General features: G+C 68.9%; 18 protein-coding genes. 7 read left to right on the top strand and 11 right to left on the bottom strand.

The features are described 5' to 3' along the window. Positions 1 to 40 precede the first annotated feature (40 nt). From ribD to rpiB, 4 genes are all read right to left on the bottom strand, one after another. Entirely contained in the window at positions 41 to 1150 is a 1110-nt protein-coding gene (ribD, locus tag ACRWK7_RS26580) for a bifunctional diaminohydroxyphosphoribosylaminopyrimidine deaminase/5-amino-6-(5-phosphoribosylamino)uracil reductase RibD (RefSeq protein ID WP_431859431.1), read from the bottom strand. Between the two features lie 144 nt (positions 1151 to 1294). Continuing rightward, positions 1295 to 1756, bottom strand: a complete 462-nt coding sequence (gene nrdR, locus ACRWK7_RS26585) for a transcriptional regulator NrdR (RefSeq protein ID WP_109121659.1) — start codon at positions 1754 to 1756, stop codon at positions 1295 to 1297. Between the two features lie 39 nt (positions 1757 to 1795). Next, positions 1796 to 3085, bottom strand: a complete 1290-nt coding sequence (gene glyA / locus ACRWK7_RS26590) for a serine hydroxymethyltransferase (protein ID WP_431859433.1) — start codon at positions 3083 to 3085, stop codon at positions 1796 to 1798. Positions 3086 to 3111: 26 nt separating this feature from the next. Continuing rightward, the gene (rpiB, locus tag ACRWK7_RS26595; protein ID WP_431859435.1) at positions 3112 to 3549 is read right to left on the bottom strand and encodes a ribose 5-phosphate isomerase B; all 438 of its coding nucleotides are present in this window, start codon (positions 3547 to 3549) and stop codon (positions 3112 to 3114) included. A gap of 476 nt (positions 3550 to 4025) precedes the next feature. On the opposite strand from rpiB, the gene ACRWK7_RS26600 reads away from it, so the two are divergent. Beyond that, positions 4026 to 4469, top strand: coding sequence for a MucR family transcriptional regulator (locus tag ACRWK7_RS26600; protein ID WP_109121656.1), 444 nt, complete (start codon positions 4026 to 4028; stop codon positions 4467 to 4469). A gap of 95 nt (positions 4470 to 4564) precedes the next feature. Here ACRWK7_RS26600 and ACRWK7_RS26605 read toward each other — a convergent pair whose 3' ends face one another. After that, positions 4565 to 4867 carry a hypothetical protein gene (locus tag ACRWK7_RS26605; protein WP_431859437.1) on the bottom strand — a complete coding sequence of 101 codons (303 nt, stop codon included), beginning with the start codon at positions 4865 to 4867 and terminating at the stop codon, positions 4565 to 4567. 233 nt (positions 4868 to 5100) lie between these two features. Next, positions 5101 to 5313: a DUF6898 family protein gene (locus ACRWK7_RS26610; RefSeq protein ID WP_431859439.1), complete on the bottom strand. Its 213-nt coding sequence runs from the start codon at positions 5311 to 5313 to the stop codon at positions 5101 to 5103. A gap of 105 nt (positions 5314 to 5418) precedes the next feature. Between ACRWK7_RS26610 and ACRWK7_RS26615 the strand changes: the two genes are divergently transcribed. The 4 genes from ACRWK7_RS26615 (at position 5419) to ACRWK7_RS26630 (ending at position 8397) form a co-directional block, all read left to right on the top strand. Next, positions 5419 to 5925, top strand: a complete 507-nt coding sequence (locus ACRWK7_RS26615; RefSeq protein WP_431859441.1) for a ferritin-like domain-containing protein — start codon at positions 5419 to 5421, stop codon at positions 5923 to 5925. A gap of 90 nt (positions 5926 to 6015) precedes the next feature. Beyond that, the gene (locus ACRWK7_RS26620) at positions 6016 to 6426 is read left to right on the top strand and encodes a hypothetical protein (protein ID WP_431859443.1); all 411 of its coding nucleotides are present in this window, start codon (positions 6016 to 6018) and stop codon (positions 6424 to 6426) included. A gap of 12 nt (positions 6427 to 6438) precedes the next feature. Further along, positions 6439 to 6846 (top strand): hypothetical protein, encoded by a 408-nt coding sequence (locus tag ACRWK7_RS26625; RefSeq protein WP_431859445.1) that lies wholly within the window; start codon positions 6439 to 6441, stop codon positions 6844 to 6846. 48 nt (positions 6847 to 6894) lie between these two features. Next, entirely contained in the window at positions 6895 to 8397 is a 1503-nt protein-coding gene (locus ACRWK7_RS26630) for a tetratricopeptide repeat protein (protein WP_431859447.1), read from the top strand. Between the two features lie 50 nt (positions 8398 to 8447). Here ACRWK7_RS26630 and ACRWK7_RS26635 read toward each other — a convergent pair whose 3' ends face one another. Continuing rightward, entirely contained in the window at positions 8448 to 10022 is a 1575-nt protein-coding gene (locus ACRWK7_RS26635; protein WP_431859449.1) for a cisplatin damage response ATP-dependent DNA ligase, read from the bottom strand. Continuing rightward, the gene (locus ACRWK7_RS26640; protein WP_431859451.1) at positions 10019 to 11032 is read right to left on the bottom strand and encodes a ligase-associated DNA damage response exonuclease; all 1014 of its coding nucleotides are present in this window, start codon (positions 11030 to 11032) and stop codon (positions 10019 to 10021) included. The genes ACRWK7_RS26635 and ACRWK7_RS26640 overlap by 4 nt, the downstream gene beginning before the upstream one ends. An 84-nt stretch (positions 11033 to 11116) precedes the next feature. On the opposite strand from ACRWK7_RS26640, the gene ACRWK7_RS26645 reads away from it, so the two are divergent. Continuing rightward, entirely contained in the window at positions 11117 to 12031 is a 915-nt protein-coding gene (locus tag ACRWK7_RS26645; RefSeq protein WP_431859453.1) for a pseudouridine-5'-phosphate glycosidase, read from the top strand. A gap of 108 nt (positions 12032 to 12139) precedes the next feature. Beyond that, positions 12140 to 12547 carry a hypothetical protein gene (locus tag ACRWK7_RS26650; RefSeq protein WP_431859455.1) on the top strand — a complete coding sequence of 136 codons (408 nt, stop codon included), beginning with the start codon at positions 12140 to 12142 and terminating at the stop codon, positions 12545 to 12547. A gap of 65 nt (positions 12548 to 12612) precedes the next feature. Here the strand turns inward: ACRWK7_RS26650 and ACRWK7_RS26655 are convergent, their stop codons facing one another. From ACRWK7_RS26655 to ACRWK7_RS26665, 3 genes are all read right to left on the bottom strand, one after another. Beyond that, positions 12613 to 12801 carry a hypothetical protein gene (locus tag ACRWK7_RS26655; RefSeq protein ID WP_431859457.1) on the bottom strand — a complete coding sequence of 63 codons (189 nt, stop codon included), beginning with the start codon at positions 12799 to 12801 and terminating at the stop codon, positions 12613 to 12615. 124 nt (positions 12802 to 12925) lie between these two features. Then, on the bottom strand, positions 12926 to 13807 hold the full coding sequence (locus ACRWK7_RS26660; protein WP_431859459.1) for an S-methyl-5'-thioadenosine phosphorylase: 882 nt from the start codon (positions 13805 to 13807) through the stop codon (positions 12926 to 12928). A gap of 266 nt (positions 13808 to 14073) precedes the next feature. After that, positions 14074 to 14901, bottom strand: coding sequence for a rhomboid family intramembrane serine protease (locus ACRWK7_RS26665; RefSeq protein ID WP_431859460.1), 828 nt, complete (start codon positions 14899 to 14901; stop codon positions 14074 to 14076). Between the last annotated feature and the right edge of the window lie 62 nt (positions 14902 to 14963).

Below are 14963 nucleotides of genomic sequence, written 5' to 3' on the forward strand. Positions count from 1 at the left end.
GCGGCGCGCAACGGACTGTTGCGCGGGGCGCCGCTCACGCTCACTCCCGTCTCACATAACTCTCGACCAGATCGTCTCCCGCCCGGCGCACCCGCACGCGGTCGAACGCCGCCGCCTGGGCCAGCACGTCCACGCCGAACGCCGCCACCGCCGCCACACCGTCGCCGCCGATGACCTTCGAGGCGCGGAACCACTCCAGCCGATCGACCACCCCGGCGCGCAGCAGCGAGGCGGCCAGGGTCGCGCCGCCTTCGACCAGCACCCGCGTCAGGCCGCGGCCGGCCAGCGCCGCCATCGCCTGCGCCGGGTCCGGCAGGCCGGCGGCGTCGCAGGGCACCGGCAGCACCTCGACGCCGCAGTCGGCCAACGCCTGCCGCCGCAAACCGTCGCAGTCGTCGCGGGCGACGATCCAGGTCGGCACCGTCTTCGCGGTGCGCACCAGCTTGCACGTCAGCGGCAGCCGCAACCGGCTGTCGAAGACGATGCGCACCGGCGAGCGGCCCTCCAGTCCCGGCAGGCGGCAGGTCAGGTCGGGGTCGTCGGCCAGCGCGGTGCGGATGCCGACCATGATGGCGTCGTGGCGCGCCCGCAGCCCATGGCCGAGCGCGCGCGCCTCCGGGCCGGTGATCCATTTCGACTCGCCGCCATGGGTGGCGATGCGGCCGTCCAGCGTGGTCGCCAGCTTCAGCGCCACCAGCGGCCGGCCGTGCAGGATGCGGGTGAAGAAGCCGCGGTTCAGCTCCCACGCCTCGTCGGCGCAGACGCCGGTGACCACCTCGACGCCGGCCTCGCGCAGGCGCTTCACGCCGCCGCCGGCGACGCGCGGGTCGGGGTCTTCGCAGGCGATCACGACGCGCGCCACGCCGGCGGCGATCAGCGCCTCCGAGCAGGGCGGCGTCCTGCCGTGGTGGTTGCAGGGCTCCAGCGAGACGTAGGCGGTGGCGCCCCGGGCGGCGTCCCCGGCGCGCCGCAGCGCCTCGGTCTCGCCGTGCGGGCGGCCGCCGGGCTGGGTCCAGCCGCGGCCGACCACGACGCCGTCCCGGACCAGCACACAGCCCACCGACGGGTTCGGCGCCGTGGTGCCGAGCCCGCGGGCGGCCAGCGCCAGCGCGGCGCGCATGTGGTGGAGGTCGTCGGCGGCATGGGTCATGGGCGTTCCATCCATGTCCCTCCCCCAGCCCCGCTGGGGGAGGTTAGGTGGGGGCAACGGCTCACGTGGCCGGCAAATGCTTGTCGAGGCCGCAGCCCCCACCCAACCCTCCCCCGCCGGAGGCGGGGGAGGGCCAAAGACGGATCAGTGCTGCGCCTCGGGGGCCAGCTGCTCGACGAACTCGTTGAAGTCGGACGCTTCGCGGAAGTCCTTGTAGACCGAGGCGTAGCGGATGTACGCGACCTGATCGAGCGTCTGCAGCGCGTTCATGATCATCTCGCCGATCTGCTTCGACGGGATCTCGCTCTCGCCCGAGGACTCGAGCTGGCGCACCAGGCTGTTCACCACCCGGTCGATGCGGTCGGCGTCGATCGGGCGCTTGCGCAGCGCGATGCGCATGGAGCGCAGCAGCTTCTCGCGGTCGAAGGGCTCGCGCTGGCCGGTGCTCTTCACCACCGTCAGCTCGCGCAGCTGCACGCGCTCGAAGGTGGTGAAGCGAGCCCCGCAGCCGGGACAGAAGCGCCGCCGCCGGATCGCCGAGTTGTCCTCGGTCGGTCGTGAATCCTTGACCTGGGTGTCCTCGTGTCCGCAGAACGGGCAGCGCATGTCCGGCCTTTCCTCCTTATTCTATACGGCGTCGGCCGATCACAGCGTCGGATAGATCGGGAAGCGGCGGCACAGGTCGCGCACCTTCTCCCGCACCTTCGCCTCGACGGCACGGTTGTCGCCCGAGTTGCTGGCGGCCAGACCGTCCAGCGTCTCGACGATCATCTCGCCAACCTGCTTGAATTCCTCCGTGCCGAAGCCGCGCGTGGTCGCCGCCGGGCTGCCCAGGCGCACGCCGGAGGTGATCGTCGGCTTCTGCGGGTCGAACGGCACGCCGTTCTTGTTGCAGGTCATGCCGGCGTGCTCCAGGCTGGCCTCGCCGGCCTTGCCGGTGACGTTCTTCGGGCGCAGGTCGACCAGCACGATGTGGCTGTCGGTGCCGCCCGACACGATGTCCAGGCCGCCCTCGATCAGCGTCTTCGACAGGACGCGGGCGTTGTCCAGCATGGCCTGGGCGTAGCGCTTGAACTCCGGCTGCAGCGCCTCCTGGAAGGCCACCGCCTTGGCGGCGATGACGTGCATCAGCGGGCCGCCCTGCAGGCCGGGGAAGACGGCGGAGTTGATCTTCTTGGCGATCTCTTCCTTGTCGGTCAGCACCATGCCGCCGCGCGGACCGCGTAGCGTCTTGTGCGTCGTGGTGGTGACGACGTCGGCGTAGGGGAACGGGTTCGGGTAGACGCCGCCGGCGATCAGGCCGGCGTAGTGGGCGACGTCGACCATGAAGAAGGCGCCGACCTCGTCCGCGATGGCGCGGAAGCGCTGGTAGTCGATCACGCGCGGGTACGCCGAGCCGCCGGCGATGATCAGCTTCGGCTTGTGCTCGCGGGCCAGCCGCTCGACCTCGTCGAAGTCGATGAGGTGGTCGTCCTTGCGCACGCCGTACTGCACCGCCTTGAACCACTTGCCGGACAGGTTCGGCGGGGCGCCGTGCGTCAGGTGGCCGCCGGCCGCCAGCGACATGCCGAGCACCGTGTCGCCCGGCTGCAGCAGCGCCAGCAGGACCGCCTGGTTGGCCTGGGAGCCGGAGTTCGGCTGCACGTTGGCGAAGCCGCAGCCGAACAGCTTGCAGGCGCGCTCGATCGCCAGGTTCTCGGCGACGTCCACGAACTCGCAGCCGCCGTAGTAGCGCTTGCCGGGATAGCCCTCGGCGTACTTGTTGGTGAGCACCGAACCCTGCGCCTCCAGCACGGCGGCGGAGACGACGTTCTCCGAGGCGATCAGCTCGATCTGGTCCTGCTGGCGCAGCAGCTCGTCGCGCACGGCGCGGGCCAGTTCGGGATCGGTCTCGGCAAGCGTGGCGGTGAAGAACGTCGGGTTCGGAGCGTACATCAGGCGATTCCTTCTAAATACTGTGTTCAGCCCAGCTTGCCGACGCGGCGCGAATGGCGCTCGCCGCCTTCGAAGGGCGTGTCCAGGAAGGCGGTCAGACAATCCTTCGCGATCTCGATGCCGACCACGCGCGCGCCCAGCGCCAGCACGTTGGCGTCGTTGTGCTCGCGCGCCAGACGGGCGCAGGTCGGGTCGCTGCACAGCGCCGCGCGGATGTGACGGTGGCGGTTGGCCGCGATGCTGATACCGATGCCGGTGCCGCAGATCAAGACGCCGCGTTGCGCCCGTCCGTCGCGAATCGCCGCCGCCACCGCGTCGGCGAAGTCGGGATAGTCCACCGACTCCGGCCCGTCGGTGCCGAGGTCCAGCACCTCCAGCCCGCGCTTGGCGAGCGCGTCCTTCAACTCGGCCTTCATCTGGGTGCCGGCGTGATCGGACGCCAGCGCAACGGTCTTCACGGTCATCGAACGCAACTCCGGGACAAACGGGGGCTCTGCTGCGCGCCCCCCGCGGCAACGCGCAGCAACCTACCAGATGTCGATGCGGATCACCAGTTCGACACAACGCAAAGCGTCGACGGCGCGGCAGGGCTGCCATTCACGCGCGGCCCGCTGGAGAAACCGGGACGGACTATCGCCTGCGCGTTGCTCATAGGACGGAATAAGGACATCCCCCGATTCGGGGTAGGGGTCGGCTTTGCCCAATTGCCGAGCATGATATTGCCGCCCTGCACCTGTTGCAGGCCACTACTGCATCCATAAACCCGTCACCGAAGCCGGCCGCTTTGGCCGGTTTCAGCCCCGGCTAATTTGCCGCGCGCTTATCAGTTCTCGACGCAACAAATAACCCAATTGCCACTTGCGGGATTTATATTGACACCCAAATCACGGTGTGCAACTTGGTTGCTAGCGCCAAAACGAAAAAGCCAGGACACTGTGCAATGAGTGACCCGCTCCGCTCCGATTCCTCCGACAACGCGCTGCTGCGCATGACCGCGGACATCGTTTCCGCCTATGTCAGCAAGAACGTGCTGCCGTCGCAGCAGATTCCCGAGGTCATCAACACGGTCTACTCGTCGCTGACGGGCCTCAACAACGGTCCGCGCGAGACTCCGGCCGAGCCGCTGAAGCCCGCGGTGCCGATCCGCAAGTCGGTCACGCCCGAGTACATTGTGTGCCTCGAAGACGGCAAGAAGCTGAAGATGCTCAAGCGGCATCTGCGCTCCACCTACAACATGTCGCCCGACGAGTACCGGGTGCGGTGGGGACTTCCGCCCGACTACCCGATGGTGGCCCCCAACTACGCCGCGCAGCGCTCGGAATTCGCCAAGCGAATCGGCCTCGGCCGCAACGCCGGCCGCACCACCCGCCGCCGCGCCGGCTGACCGCCGCCTGCACGCGCAAGAACGGGCCGGCCCTTCGCGGAAGGGCCGGCCCGTGGCGTTTCCGGAAACCGGTCGTTGTTGTTCGAAACTGGTTTTCAGCCGCAGTTCTGCCGGCCCGACAGCCGGCAGTTGAAGCGTTCGACGTTGCGGGTCAGTTCCTGGCCGGTGGCCTTGTGCTCGTCGGAGACGCAGGTCAGGTAGGCCATGGTCTTGTCGACGTAGTCCTTCACCTCGAACTGGCAGGACTGCATCTTGTCGGCGCTGACGAAGGTGGTGGTGTCGTTCATGCACGCCGGCACCAGCGGCTTGACGCAGATGGTCGCCGCGCCCGCGCCCGGCGCCGCCATCCCGGCGGCCAGAATCGCCGTCCCAACAAGCACATGCACCAGACGCCGCATCGGACCCCTCCTCCCGCCGATCGTTCGTGGAGCGCTTTTCTATAGGCGTTACTCCGCCTGCGCCAGTGTCCTTCGCCGGAATCGGGACTAGGATCGGGCCATGAGCAGTTCAGTGGGGGCCGGCACCGCAGAGCCGGGGCCCCGCAGAGCCGGCGCCGACGTGCCATTGCTCACCATCAGCAGAAGCCAGACACTTCCCATCGCGCCCCCGGCCCCGCCGCGGGGCGCGATCCTTATACGGTCCAGCCGCCGCCCTGGGCGTTGCGGCGCAGCGCCTGCTTCAGCTTGCCGATGGCGGCGCGGGTCAGCGTCTCGCGGCAGCCGGTGGCCGGCCCGGCGGCGAACACCTCGGTGCCGGTCTTGGCGCAGATCGCCGACACCTTCAGGTACGGCCCGACCCGGGTGTATTCCAGATAGATCCCATCCTCGTCCGGCGTATCCGCCATAGCCGTCACTCCATTGACCTTTCGCCCGTGGCCCGCCGCCGGAACCCGCCGGGCGGGGCCTTGTTGGTTCGGCCGATCCGTTCCTGTGACTTAGGGAGTCTCACCATGGCCGCCAAGACGATGCAGGATCTTCTGCTGGAAGAGATGCGCGACATCTACCACGCCGAGAAGCAGATCCTGAAGGCCCTGCCGAAGCTGGCCAAGAAGGTCCAGTCCGAAACGCTGCGCGCCGCCTTCCTGGAGCACGCCGAGCAGACCCAGGGCCAGATCGAGCGCCTGGAGCAGTGCTTCGAGGAGATGGACGCCCGCACCCGCGGCAAGCCGTGCGAGGCGATGAAGGGCCTGATCGAGGAAGCGCAGGAGATCCTGGAGATGGGCATGGCGCCCGAGGTCACCGACGCCGCGCTGATCGCCGCCGCCCAGAAGGTGGAGCACTACGAGATCGCCAGCTACGGCACGCTGCACGCCTACGCGCAGGGCTGCGGCCTCGACCGCGTCGCCAAGCTGCTGGAGCAGACGCTGAACGAGGAGAAGGAGACCGACAAGCGCCTCAACATGCTGGCGATCAACGACGTGAACAAGAAGGCGCTGGACGTCAGCAAGGCCGCATAAGGGCGCCGGTCCGCACCGGCGCGGACCGGCATTGCCGGGCGGCGCGGCCGGGCGTATGGTGGGGCGGTCTCGTCAGGAACACCCCAGATCATGCGCCCGACCGCCGCCGCCCTCGCCGTCCTCGCCGCTTTGATCGCGAGTCCCGCGGCCCATGCGGAAAGCAAGAACCCCGGCCTGCCGCCGTCGATCAAGATCAAGGCGCTGATGGTCCCGGTGGTCAACCGCGGCCAGATCGAGCGCTACGCGCTGTACGACGTGACCATGGAACTGGCGGATTCCTCCAAGCTGCCGGACGCCCAGGCCAAGATCACCCGCCTGCAGGACGCCGTGCTCACCGTCGTCTACGGCGCCATCGAGCAGGGCTGGATCGTCCGCGGCAACATCGCCAACGCCACGGCGCTGCGCGCGCGCCTGGACGAGGCCGGGCAGAAACTGATCGGCAAGGCGTCGATCGCCCGCGTCCTCATCATGCCGGTCGGCCGCCAGTCGTCGCTGAACTAGGCCCGGCCGACCGTGCTTCGCCGCCATTTTCTCGCCGCCCTCGCCCTGCTGGCCGCCGCCATCGCCCCCGCCTTCGCCAAGGAGGGCCCGCCGGCCGCCCCGCAGAACACCGTCCGCGTCCGTCAGGTGATGGTCCCGGTCATCGCCAACGGCCAGGTCGAGCGCTACGCCACCTACGAGGTGACGCTGGAGATCGCCGAGCCCGGCCGCATGCCGGAGATCCAGGGCAAGACCCCGCACCTGCAGGACACGGTGACCGCGGTGGTCTATGAAGGCGTGGAGAAGGGCTGGATCGTCCGCGGCGTCGTCACCAACGGCACCGCGCTCCGCGCCCGGCTGGAGGAGGCCTGCAACGGCCTGCTCGGCAAGGGCACGGTGGCACGGGCGCTGATCAACCCGGCGGCGCGGTCCGCCATGTGACGTATTCCTGCCGCCCGATTCCCGCCCGCTTCACGCACGAGCACATCGATGAAACGCACGCTGGACACGACTGAGGACGGGGCCTGGTTGCTGGAGGACCTCCGGCTCGACCCGTCGGACGTCGAGGCGTATTGCGATCTCGGCGTGTTCTTCTTTCATCGGCAGAACGCCGCGGCCGCAGCCGTGGCGTTGCGCCGCGCCTGCGTCGTCTCCGCACGCGCGTTCGACGTTTGCGTCGGGCGGGCCAGGGCGTACGCGGCGAGCGGCGACCGCCGCCTGGCCCTGCTGTACGCGCAGGCGGGCGCGTGGGCCTTCGAAATCCGGAAGGAGGATACGGACACCGTCCTGCACCGGGCCGGCGTCCTGTTCGATCTTTCAAAACTGCTGGGACATGACTTCATCCCGGAAGACCAGATCGAGGGCCTTGTCGCGAACGGAGTGGCAAACGCGTCCTTCCTGGCCAAGCTGGCGCGCGCCTATTGGAGAAAAGGCGACATCGCCCGCAGCGATAAATTCTATACGCAGGCCGTGATTGCTTCCACCAATCCGCAATATGCGATCGAACTGTCCGAGATGCGCCTGGAAAAGGGATATGGCAGGGACGGGATCGCAGCCTACAATCTCGCCCTGAAGATAGCGCCGATGAATCCGGCCTTGTGCCAGGGATTCTCCAGGGCTCTCCGGAGATACAATGAACTGTCAGGCTGGTTTGACGATGCCCTGGAAAAACACAGACATGGCATCGCCGACCTTCTTGAACACGACATGGACGTGGCACGCAGCGTTATAAGATACCATGGAGCGGCAAAGCCCTCCGGCCGGCACCTTTATTTTGTGAACTATACGAACAAGTCCGACGAAGAAACATCGCGCCTGCAGCTGAACGCCAGCGCGGCGGACATTGGCGGGGCGTCGGCGATTGCGGTCTGGGATGCGGCCGCTCTCCAGGCAACCAAATTCTACGGAAGATTCGAATCGATACTCTCCCAACCGCGCGGCGGCGGCTATTGGGCCTGGAAACCCTACATCATATTGCTGACATTGCTGTGTGCTCGCGACGACGACATGGTCTTCTACCACGACGCCGGGCGCCCCGGATACAGCTACCAGATAAGGCAATCCCTTCTCCCCGGTTTTGCTTGGGCGCAGAGACACAACAATGGCATGCTTCCCGGAGTCCTCATCGACTCCATGAACATGAACTGGACAAAGCGGGATTGCTTTGTGCTGACGGGATGCGATGAAGAAAAGTACTGGTCTCGCCGCCAAATACAGGCGACCTGGTCCTTCTGGCACAAGAACCAGGCATCGATCTCATTCGTGAAGAAATGGGCCAGACACTGCACGGATCCAAGGGCTGTCACCGACTTCCCGAATGCATGCGGCGAAGAAAATTTCTATAACTTCGTTGATCACCGGCATGATCAATCGATTCTGAGCCTGCTTTGCGCGCGGGAAGAGGTGAAGGCGTTTGGAGATCCCGCCATACCAGTCTGGGACAACTCCAAGGACGTCAACATCCTCCTCGACGTCCTGCGGAACGCGGGCTGAGCGAGGCCGGACCGGCGGCGACCCGCGGCGATGGCGGAGGCAAGGGCCCCCTACTCCACCACCATCCGTTCCAGCGTTTCCAGCCGGTCGGCCTCGTGCGCCGGCTTGTCCCAGCGGATGCGGTGGACGCGCGGGAAGCGCATGGCCAGCCCGCTCTTGTGCCGGCCGGAGCGGTGTACGCTGTCGAACGCCACCTCCAGCACCAGCCCCGGCGCCACCTCCCGCACCGGGCCGTAGCGCTTGGTGGTGTGGTTGCGCACCCAGCGGTCCAGCTCGACCAGCTCGGCGTCGGTGAAGCCGAAATACGCCTTGCCGACCGGCACCAGCTCGTCGCCGCGCCACGCCCCGAAGGTGAAGTCGGAATAGTAGGACGAGCGCTTGCCGTGCCCGCGCTGGGCGTACATCAGCACGGTGTCCAGCGTCAGCGCGCCGCGCTTCCACTTGAACCACGGCCCCCTGGGGCGCCCGGCTGTGTAGGGGCTGTCGCAGCGCTTCAGCATCAGCCCCTCGATGCCGGCCTCCCGCGCCCCCTCGCGCAGGGCCTTCAGCGCGTCCCAGCCGGCGAAGGGCACCAGCGGCGACAGGTCCATGCGGCGCGGCCGCACCTCCGCGTGCCAGCGCTCCAGCCGCGCCCGCCGTTCCAGAAAGCCCAGGGCGCGCACGTCCTCCGCCCCATCGAACAGCATGTCGTACAGCCGCACGAAGGCCGGGAACTCCTGCAGCATCTTCGCCGTGACCTGCTTGCGGTTCAGGCGCTGCTGCAGGTCGTTGAACGGCGCCACCACGCCGTCGCGCACCACCAGCAGCTCGCCGTCCAGCACCGCGTCGAAGCTCATGTGGTCGGCGAGGTCCGGGAAGGCGCCGGACAGCTCGTCGCCGGTGCGGCTGTAGATGCGCCGCTCGCTGCCGCGCGCCACCAGCTGCACGCGGATGCCGTCCCACTTCCACTCGGCGCAGTATGCCGCGGCGTCCAGCCCGGCCATGTCCTCCTCCTCCAGCGGGTGCGCCAGCATCAGCGGCCGGAACCCGGCGCCGAGCCCTTCGGCCGGCCGCTCCGCCCGCCCCTCCAGCCAGGCGAACAGCGCCTCGTAGGGTGGCGTCAGCCCGTGCCAGCACTCCTCGATGTCGTCGACGTTCAGCTTTCCCCACTCGGCCAGCGCCGTCTTCGCCAGCCGCGCCGACACACCGATGCGCAGGGAGCCGGTGATCAGCTTCAGCAGCGCGAAGCGCCCCGAGCCGTCGAGCGTGTCCATCCACCCCTCGATCAGCCCCATCACCTCGGCCCGCTTGGCGGCGTGCAGGGCCTCCACCACCTCGGACAGGCTGGGCGGCAGGCTGTTGGCCTGCGGGTGCCGCTCCGGCCAGATCAGCGCCGCCGTCTCGGCGAGGTCGCCGACGTAGTCGTACGACCACGCGAACAGGTCCGGGTCCACCCGGCTCAGGACGAGCTGGCGGATGGCGGCGGGCTTGGCCTCGTGGAACACCAACGTGCCGGTCAGCGCCGCCAGCGCCCAGCCGCGGTCGGGGTCCGGCGTGTGGGCGAAGTAGTCGGCGAGCAGGCGCATCTTGCCGTTGCGCGACGGCATGAAGACCAGGGAGTCGATCAGCGCGGCGAAGCGGTTCACGCCTCGTCCTCCTCGAATCCCACCAGCGCCAGGGCGCGGGCGCGGATGCCGCGGCTCCGGGCGTGGTGCACCAGCGCCTCCTCGCGGCCGTGCGTCACCCACACCTCGGGCGCGCCGACCTCGTCCAGGGTGCGGGTCAGCTCGTCCCAGTCGGCGTGGTCGGAGATCACCAGCGGCAGTTCCACCCCGCGCTGCCGCGCCCGCTGCCGCACCCGCATCCAGCCGGACGCCATCGCCACCACCGGGTCGCTCAGCCGCCGCGCCCAGCGGTCGGCGACCGCCCCGGGCGGTCCCAGCACCAGCGCTCCCTTCAGCTCCTCCTTCGCCGCCACCGTGGCCGGGCGCAGCTCGCCCAGCTCCACGCCGAAGCCGCGGTACAGGTCGCAGATCGGCTGCAGCGCGCCGTGCAGGTACAGCGGCCGGTCGTAACCGCAAGCGCGCAGCAGCGTGATGACGCGCTGGCACTTGCCCAGCGCGTACACCCCCACGACGTGCGAGCGCTCCGGGAAAACCTCCAGCGAATGCAGCAGCTTGCCGACCTCGCCCAGGTCCGGCGGATGCCGGAACACCGGCAGGCCGAAGGTCGCCTCGGTGACGAAGACGTCGCAGGGCACCGGCTCGAACGGCGGGCACGTACGGTCGTACGTGCGCTTGTAGTCGCCGGACACCACGATGCGCGCCCCGCCGTGCTCCACCACCACTTGCGCGCTGCCCAGCACGTGGCCGGCGGGCACCAGCCGCACCGTGACGTCGCCCAGCCGGATCGTCTCGCCGTACTCCAGCGCCTGCTGCGCCTCCCCCGCCCCGTCGCCGAGCCTCTGGCGCATGATGGCGAGCGTCCCCGGCGTGGCGAGCACCCGCCGGTGCCCCGGCCGGGCGTGGTCGGAATGGCCGTGCGTGATGATCGCGCGCTCGACCGGCCGGACGGGATCGATGAAGACGTCGCCGGGCACGACGTACAGCCCCTCGGGGCAGACGCGGACCCAGCGTTCGGGATGCAGCGAAGCCATTGGAGGAATATAGTCTCTCCGAACGCATTCTCCATCCCCTGCGTTTCTGTTGCCGTCATCCCCGCCCGCGCGCATCCTCACCCCATGCACGAGTTCCTCGCCCCCACCCCCGAAGTCGCCGACGCGCTGCATGAAGGCCGTGCGGTCGTCGCGCTGGAATCCACGGTCATCGCGCACGGCATGCCCTACCCGCAGAACGCCGAGACCGGCCGCGCGCTGGAGGCGATCATCCGCGCGGAGGGGGCGGTCCCCGCCACCATCGCCGTGCTGGACGGCCGCATCCGCGTCGGCCTGTCCGACGACGACCTGGAACGCCTGGCCACCGGCACCGACGTGTGGAAGCTCAGCCGCCGCGACCTGCCCGTGGCGCTCGCCACCGGGGCCGACGGCGCCACCACGGTGGCCGCCACCATGATCGCCGCGGCGCTGGCGGGCATCGCCGTGTTCGCCACCGGCGGCATCGGCGGCGTGCACCGCGGCGCCGAGACCAGCTTCGACATCTCCGCCGACCTGGACGAGCTGGCGAGGACCAGCGTCTGCGTGGTGTGCGCCGGCGCCAAGTCGGTGCTCGACCTGCCCAAGACGCTGGAATACCTGGAGACCCGCGGCGTGCCGGTGCTCGGCTACGGCACCGGGGACTTTCCGGCCTTCTACGCCCGCACCAGCGGCCTGCCGGTGCTGCGCCGCTGCGACACGCCGGTGGAGGTCGCCCGCATCCTGCACGCCAAGTGGCGGCTCGGCCTCGACGGCGGCGTCGTGCTCGCCAACCCGATCCCGGAGGCCGACGCGCTGGACGCCGGCGCCATGGAGGCGGTGATCGCCCAGGCGCTGCACGACGCCGAGTCGCGGGGAATCGCCGGCAAGGCGGTGACGCCGTTCCTGCTCGCCCGCCTGAAGGAACTGACCGAAGGGCGCAGCCTGGACGCCAACATCGCGCTGATCCGCCACAACGCGCGGGTCGCGGCGCTGGTCGCCGGGGCCTATGCCGCCCTAGCTTAAGCTCCTATGTCATAATCCATAGGGGGTAAGCCCTCTGCACCCACTCGTCTTAAGACCCCATTAACCGGCTAGGGCTGACTGTCGGGATGCCTATCACGGAGGTCCCCGATGCGTACGAGCCCGTCCAGCCTGGTTTCCCGCATGATCACCATGGCCGCCAACCCCGACATGGCTGACGGCGGCGACACCCGGCCGGCGTCGCGGGTGCAGAAGATCGTCTGGGCCGCGCAGGCCGCCAAGCTGCACAGCGGTCTCGCCGCGGTGGTCGCCCACCAGATCGAGTGCAAGGTCGCCGCCGAGCTGGATGCCATGGAGCTGCCGGAGGTGTTCTTCACCTCGCTGGAAGTGGCCGGCCGCGTCGTGACCTGCGACCTGGACGCCTCGGGCACCGCCTCGATCTTCGGCCTGATCGACCCCAGCGAGTACGACGAGCTGGTCGAGGAGGCCGGCGACGACGCGCTGTTCGGCGTCGATTGGGACGGCGTCTACGTCACGCCGGCGCGCACCCGGCACTGAGCCTCCGCAGCAACGAAAAAGGGCGCCCGCCACAAGGCCGGGCGCCCTTTTTCGTTGCTGCCCCCCTACGCTTCCCGGCTGCGCATGCTGTCGATCCACGCCCGGTAGGGCTGGACGAGGTCGGCGGACTCGGCGCAGTGGTAGTGCCAGGTGCGGTCCTGCGGGTCGCCCGCCCAGTGCGCTTGGCCGCGCAGGACGGGTTCTCCGCAATGGCAACATGTGGCGTGGCGGCGGCGAGCCGCAGACTTGGTCATGACGGTCACGCGAAACGTTATGGACAAGGTCTGGGTTGGAAGGTCCGGACCCTGACACAAGATTTCCGCGACGGTCAATCAATATTACCGCACTGCAACAAAACCTACCACCAATGCGCAGCTTCTACTTGGATGATCCAAGGACCCGCCCGGCGACGGCGTCCAGCTTCCGGATCATCTCCGGGTCGCGCTTGTCGGGCGCGGTCATGATGGCGTGGTCGAGCGCGGTGTGGCAGCCCTGGTCGCAGACATGGTCGCGGTGCCGCAGCTTCGGCGCCACCTGCTTGACCAGCGCGCGCGCCTTGTCGGCGTTGGCGACCACCACCTTGATGACGGCGTCCACCGTCACGTCGTCGTGGTCGGGGTGCCAGCAGTCGTAGTCGGTGACCATGGCGACGGTCGCGTAGCACATCTCCGCCTCGCGGGCGAGCTTGGCCTCCGGCATGTTGGTCATGCCGATGACCTCGCAGCCCCAGCTGCGGTACAGCTCGGACTCGGCCTGGGTGGAGAACTGCGGGCCCTCCATGACCATGTAGGTGCCGCCGCGCTGGTACTTGATGTCCAGCTCCTTCACCGCCGCCTCCAGCGCGTCGCCCACGCGCGCGCACACCGGGTGGCCCAGCGCCACGTGCGCCACCAGCCCGGTGCCGAAGAAGCTCTTGGTGCGGGCGAAGGTGCGGTCGATAAACTGGTCGACCAGCACGAAGGTGCCCGGCGGCAGGTGCTCCTTCAGCGAGCCGACGGCGGAGACCGAGACGATCTCGGTGACGCCCAGGCGCTTCAGCGCGTCGATGTTGGCGCGGAAGTTCAGCTCCGACGGCGGGATGCGGTGGCCGCGGCCGTGGCGCGGCAGGAAGACCAGCCGCTGCCCGTCCAGCTCGCCGGTCAGCAGCTCGTCCGACGGGTCGCCGAACGGGGTCTCCACCTTGACCCAGCGCTTGTTCTCCAGCCCGTCGATGTCGTAGACGCCGCTGCCGCCGATCACGCCGAGCACCGGTTCCGCCATGGTCTTCCGCTCCAAAAGGGTATTCAGGGGACGGGAGTGTCGCCGGGGATCACGAGAAAGGCAAGGCCACCAGGGACGATCCGCATTGGAGGGCAACAATCCACACGGATTTCACGGATTGAGGCACGGATTACATGGATCTTTTTTTATTCGTGTGCAGCAATCGCGGACGGAACAGTGAAGGCGCCGCAAGGACAAAAGAAAATCCGTGAAATCCGTGCCTCAATCCGTGAAATCCGTGTACCGGGTTGCCCCCGACGCCACGCTTACAGCGTCAGGAACAGGACCGCGATCAGCCCGACATACGCCGTCGCCTTGCCCGCCACCACCAGCCGCTCCCGCGCGCCGCCGCGCCGTCCGGTCGGGTCGGGGGGCGGGAAGAAGTCGGGCAGGATCGTCTGCAGCCGCGGGAACGGCACCGGCGGATAGGCGCTGGCCGGCAGGAACAGCGGCACGTCCGCCCGCTTGAACGGCACCAGCAGCAGCATCCCCGCCGCGAAGCCGCCCAGGTGCGCGCCCCACGCGGTGTCGCCCGGCGCCGCCTCCGGCATCAGGGCCATGGTGATGTTGGCGGCGATGTCGCCGGCCACCACCACGCCGGCCGGCAGCAGCACCGGGAAGCGGAACAGCACCAGCACCAGGATCTTGGCGTGCGGGTGCAGCAGCAGGTACGCCCCCATGACGCCGGAGATCGCCCCGCTCGCCCCGACCAGCGGCCGCATCGGCTCGGCGGTCAGCGCCCCCTCGGTCAGCGCCCCGGCCGCCGCGCACAGCAGGAAGAACGCCAGGTAGCGCAGGTGGCCCAGCGCGTCCTCGACGTTGTCGCCGAACACCCACAGCGCGACCATGTTGGTGGCGAGGTGCACCCAGTCGCCATGCACCAGCACGTGCCCCACCAGCCCGCGCCAGACGTCCCAGGTGGGCAGCGGCCCGGCGACGTCGACGGTGCCGTAGAAGTAGGCGGGCACGAAGGCGAAGGGCTCCGGCCGGATGCCGGACACGAACGCCAGCACGCAGACCATGATGATGCCACGGTTGACGTACGCCACCGGCACGCGCCGCAACGGATTGCCGCCCCCCAGCACCAGCGCCATGCCCACCTCCTGTTTGGGGATATGGTGGCGTCCCCGCTCTTTTGCTAAACAGCGGGACCCGC

It is taken from the genome of Azospirillum sp. (assembly GCF_050789165.1).

What these genes read in the sequence shown, in the direction of transcription:
- rpiB (WP_431859435.1), bottom strand. Translation starts at nt 3,549, where the DNA reads ATGACCGTGAAGACCGTTGCGCTGGCGTCCGATCACGCCGGCACCCAG.
- nrdR (WP_109121659.1), bottom strand. Translation starts at nt 1,756, where the DNA reads ATGCGCTGCCCGTTCTGCGGACACGAGGACACCCAGGTCAAGGATTCA.
- ACRWK7_RS26600 (WP_109121656.1), top strand. Translation starts at nt 4,026, where the DNA reads ATGAGTGACCCGCTCCGCTCCGATTCCTCCGACAACGCGCTGCTGCGC.
- ACRWK7_RS26620 (WP_431859443.1), top strand. Translation starts at nt 6,016, where the DNA reads ATGCGCCCGACCGCCGCCGCCCTCGCCGTCCTCGCCGCTTTGATCGCG.
- glyA (WP_431859433.1), bottom strand. Translation starts at nt 3,085, where the DNA reads ATGTACGCTCCGAACCCGACGTTCTTCACCGCCACGCTTGCCGAGACC.
- ACRWK7_RS26655 (WP_431859457.1), bottom strand. Translation starts at nt 12,801, where the DNA reads ATGACCAAGTCTGCGGCTCGCCGCCGCCACGCCACATGTTGCCATTGC.
- ACRWK7_RS26610 (WP_431859439.1), bottom strand. Translation starts at nt 5,313, where the DNA reads ATGGCGGATACGCCGGACGAGGATGGGATCTATCTGGAATACACCCGG.
- ACRWK7_RS26615 (WP_431859441.1), top strand. Translation starts at nt 5,419, where the DNA reads ATGGCCGCCAAGACGATGCAGGATCTTCTGCTGGAAGAGATGCGCGAC.
- ribD (WP_431859431.1), bottom strand. Translation starts at nt 1,150, where the DNA reads ATGACCCATGCCGCCGACGACCTCCACCACATGCGCGCCGCGCTGGCG.
- ACRWK7_RS26645 (WP_431859453.1), top strand. Translation starts at nt 11,117, where the DNA reads ATGCACGAGTTCCTCGCCCCCACCCCCGAAGTCGCCGACGCGCTGCAT.
- ACRWK7_RS26660 (WP_431859459.1), bottom strand. Translation starts at nt 13,807, where the DNA reads ATGGCGGAACCGGTGCTCGGCGTGATCGGCGGCAGCGGCGTCTACGAC.
- ACRWK7_RS26650 (WP_431859455.1), top strand. Translation starts at nt 12,140, where the DNA reads ATGCGTACGAGCCCGTCCAGCCTGGTTTCCCGCATGATCACCATGGCC.
- ACRWK7_RS26630 (WP_431859447.1), top strand. Translation starts at nt 6,895, where the DNA reads ATGAAACGCACGCTGGACACGACTGAGGACGGGGCCTGGTTGCTGGAG.
- ACRWK7_RS26665 (WP_431859460.1), bottom strand. Translation starts at nt 14,901, where the DNA reads ATGGCGCTGGTGCTGGGGGGCGGCAATCCGTTGCGGCGCGTGCCGGTG.
- ACRWK7_RS26640 (WP_431859451.1), bottom strand. Translation starts at nt 11,032, where the DNA reads ATGGCTTCGCTGCATCCCGAACGCTGGGTCCGCGTCTGCCCCGAGGGG.
- ACRWK7_RS26605 (WP_431859437.1), bottom strand. Translation starts at nt 4,867, where the DNA reads ATGCGGCGTCTGGTGCATGTGCTTGTTGGGACGGCGATTCTGGCCGCC.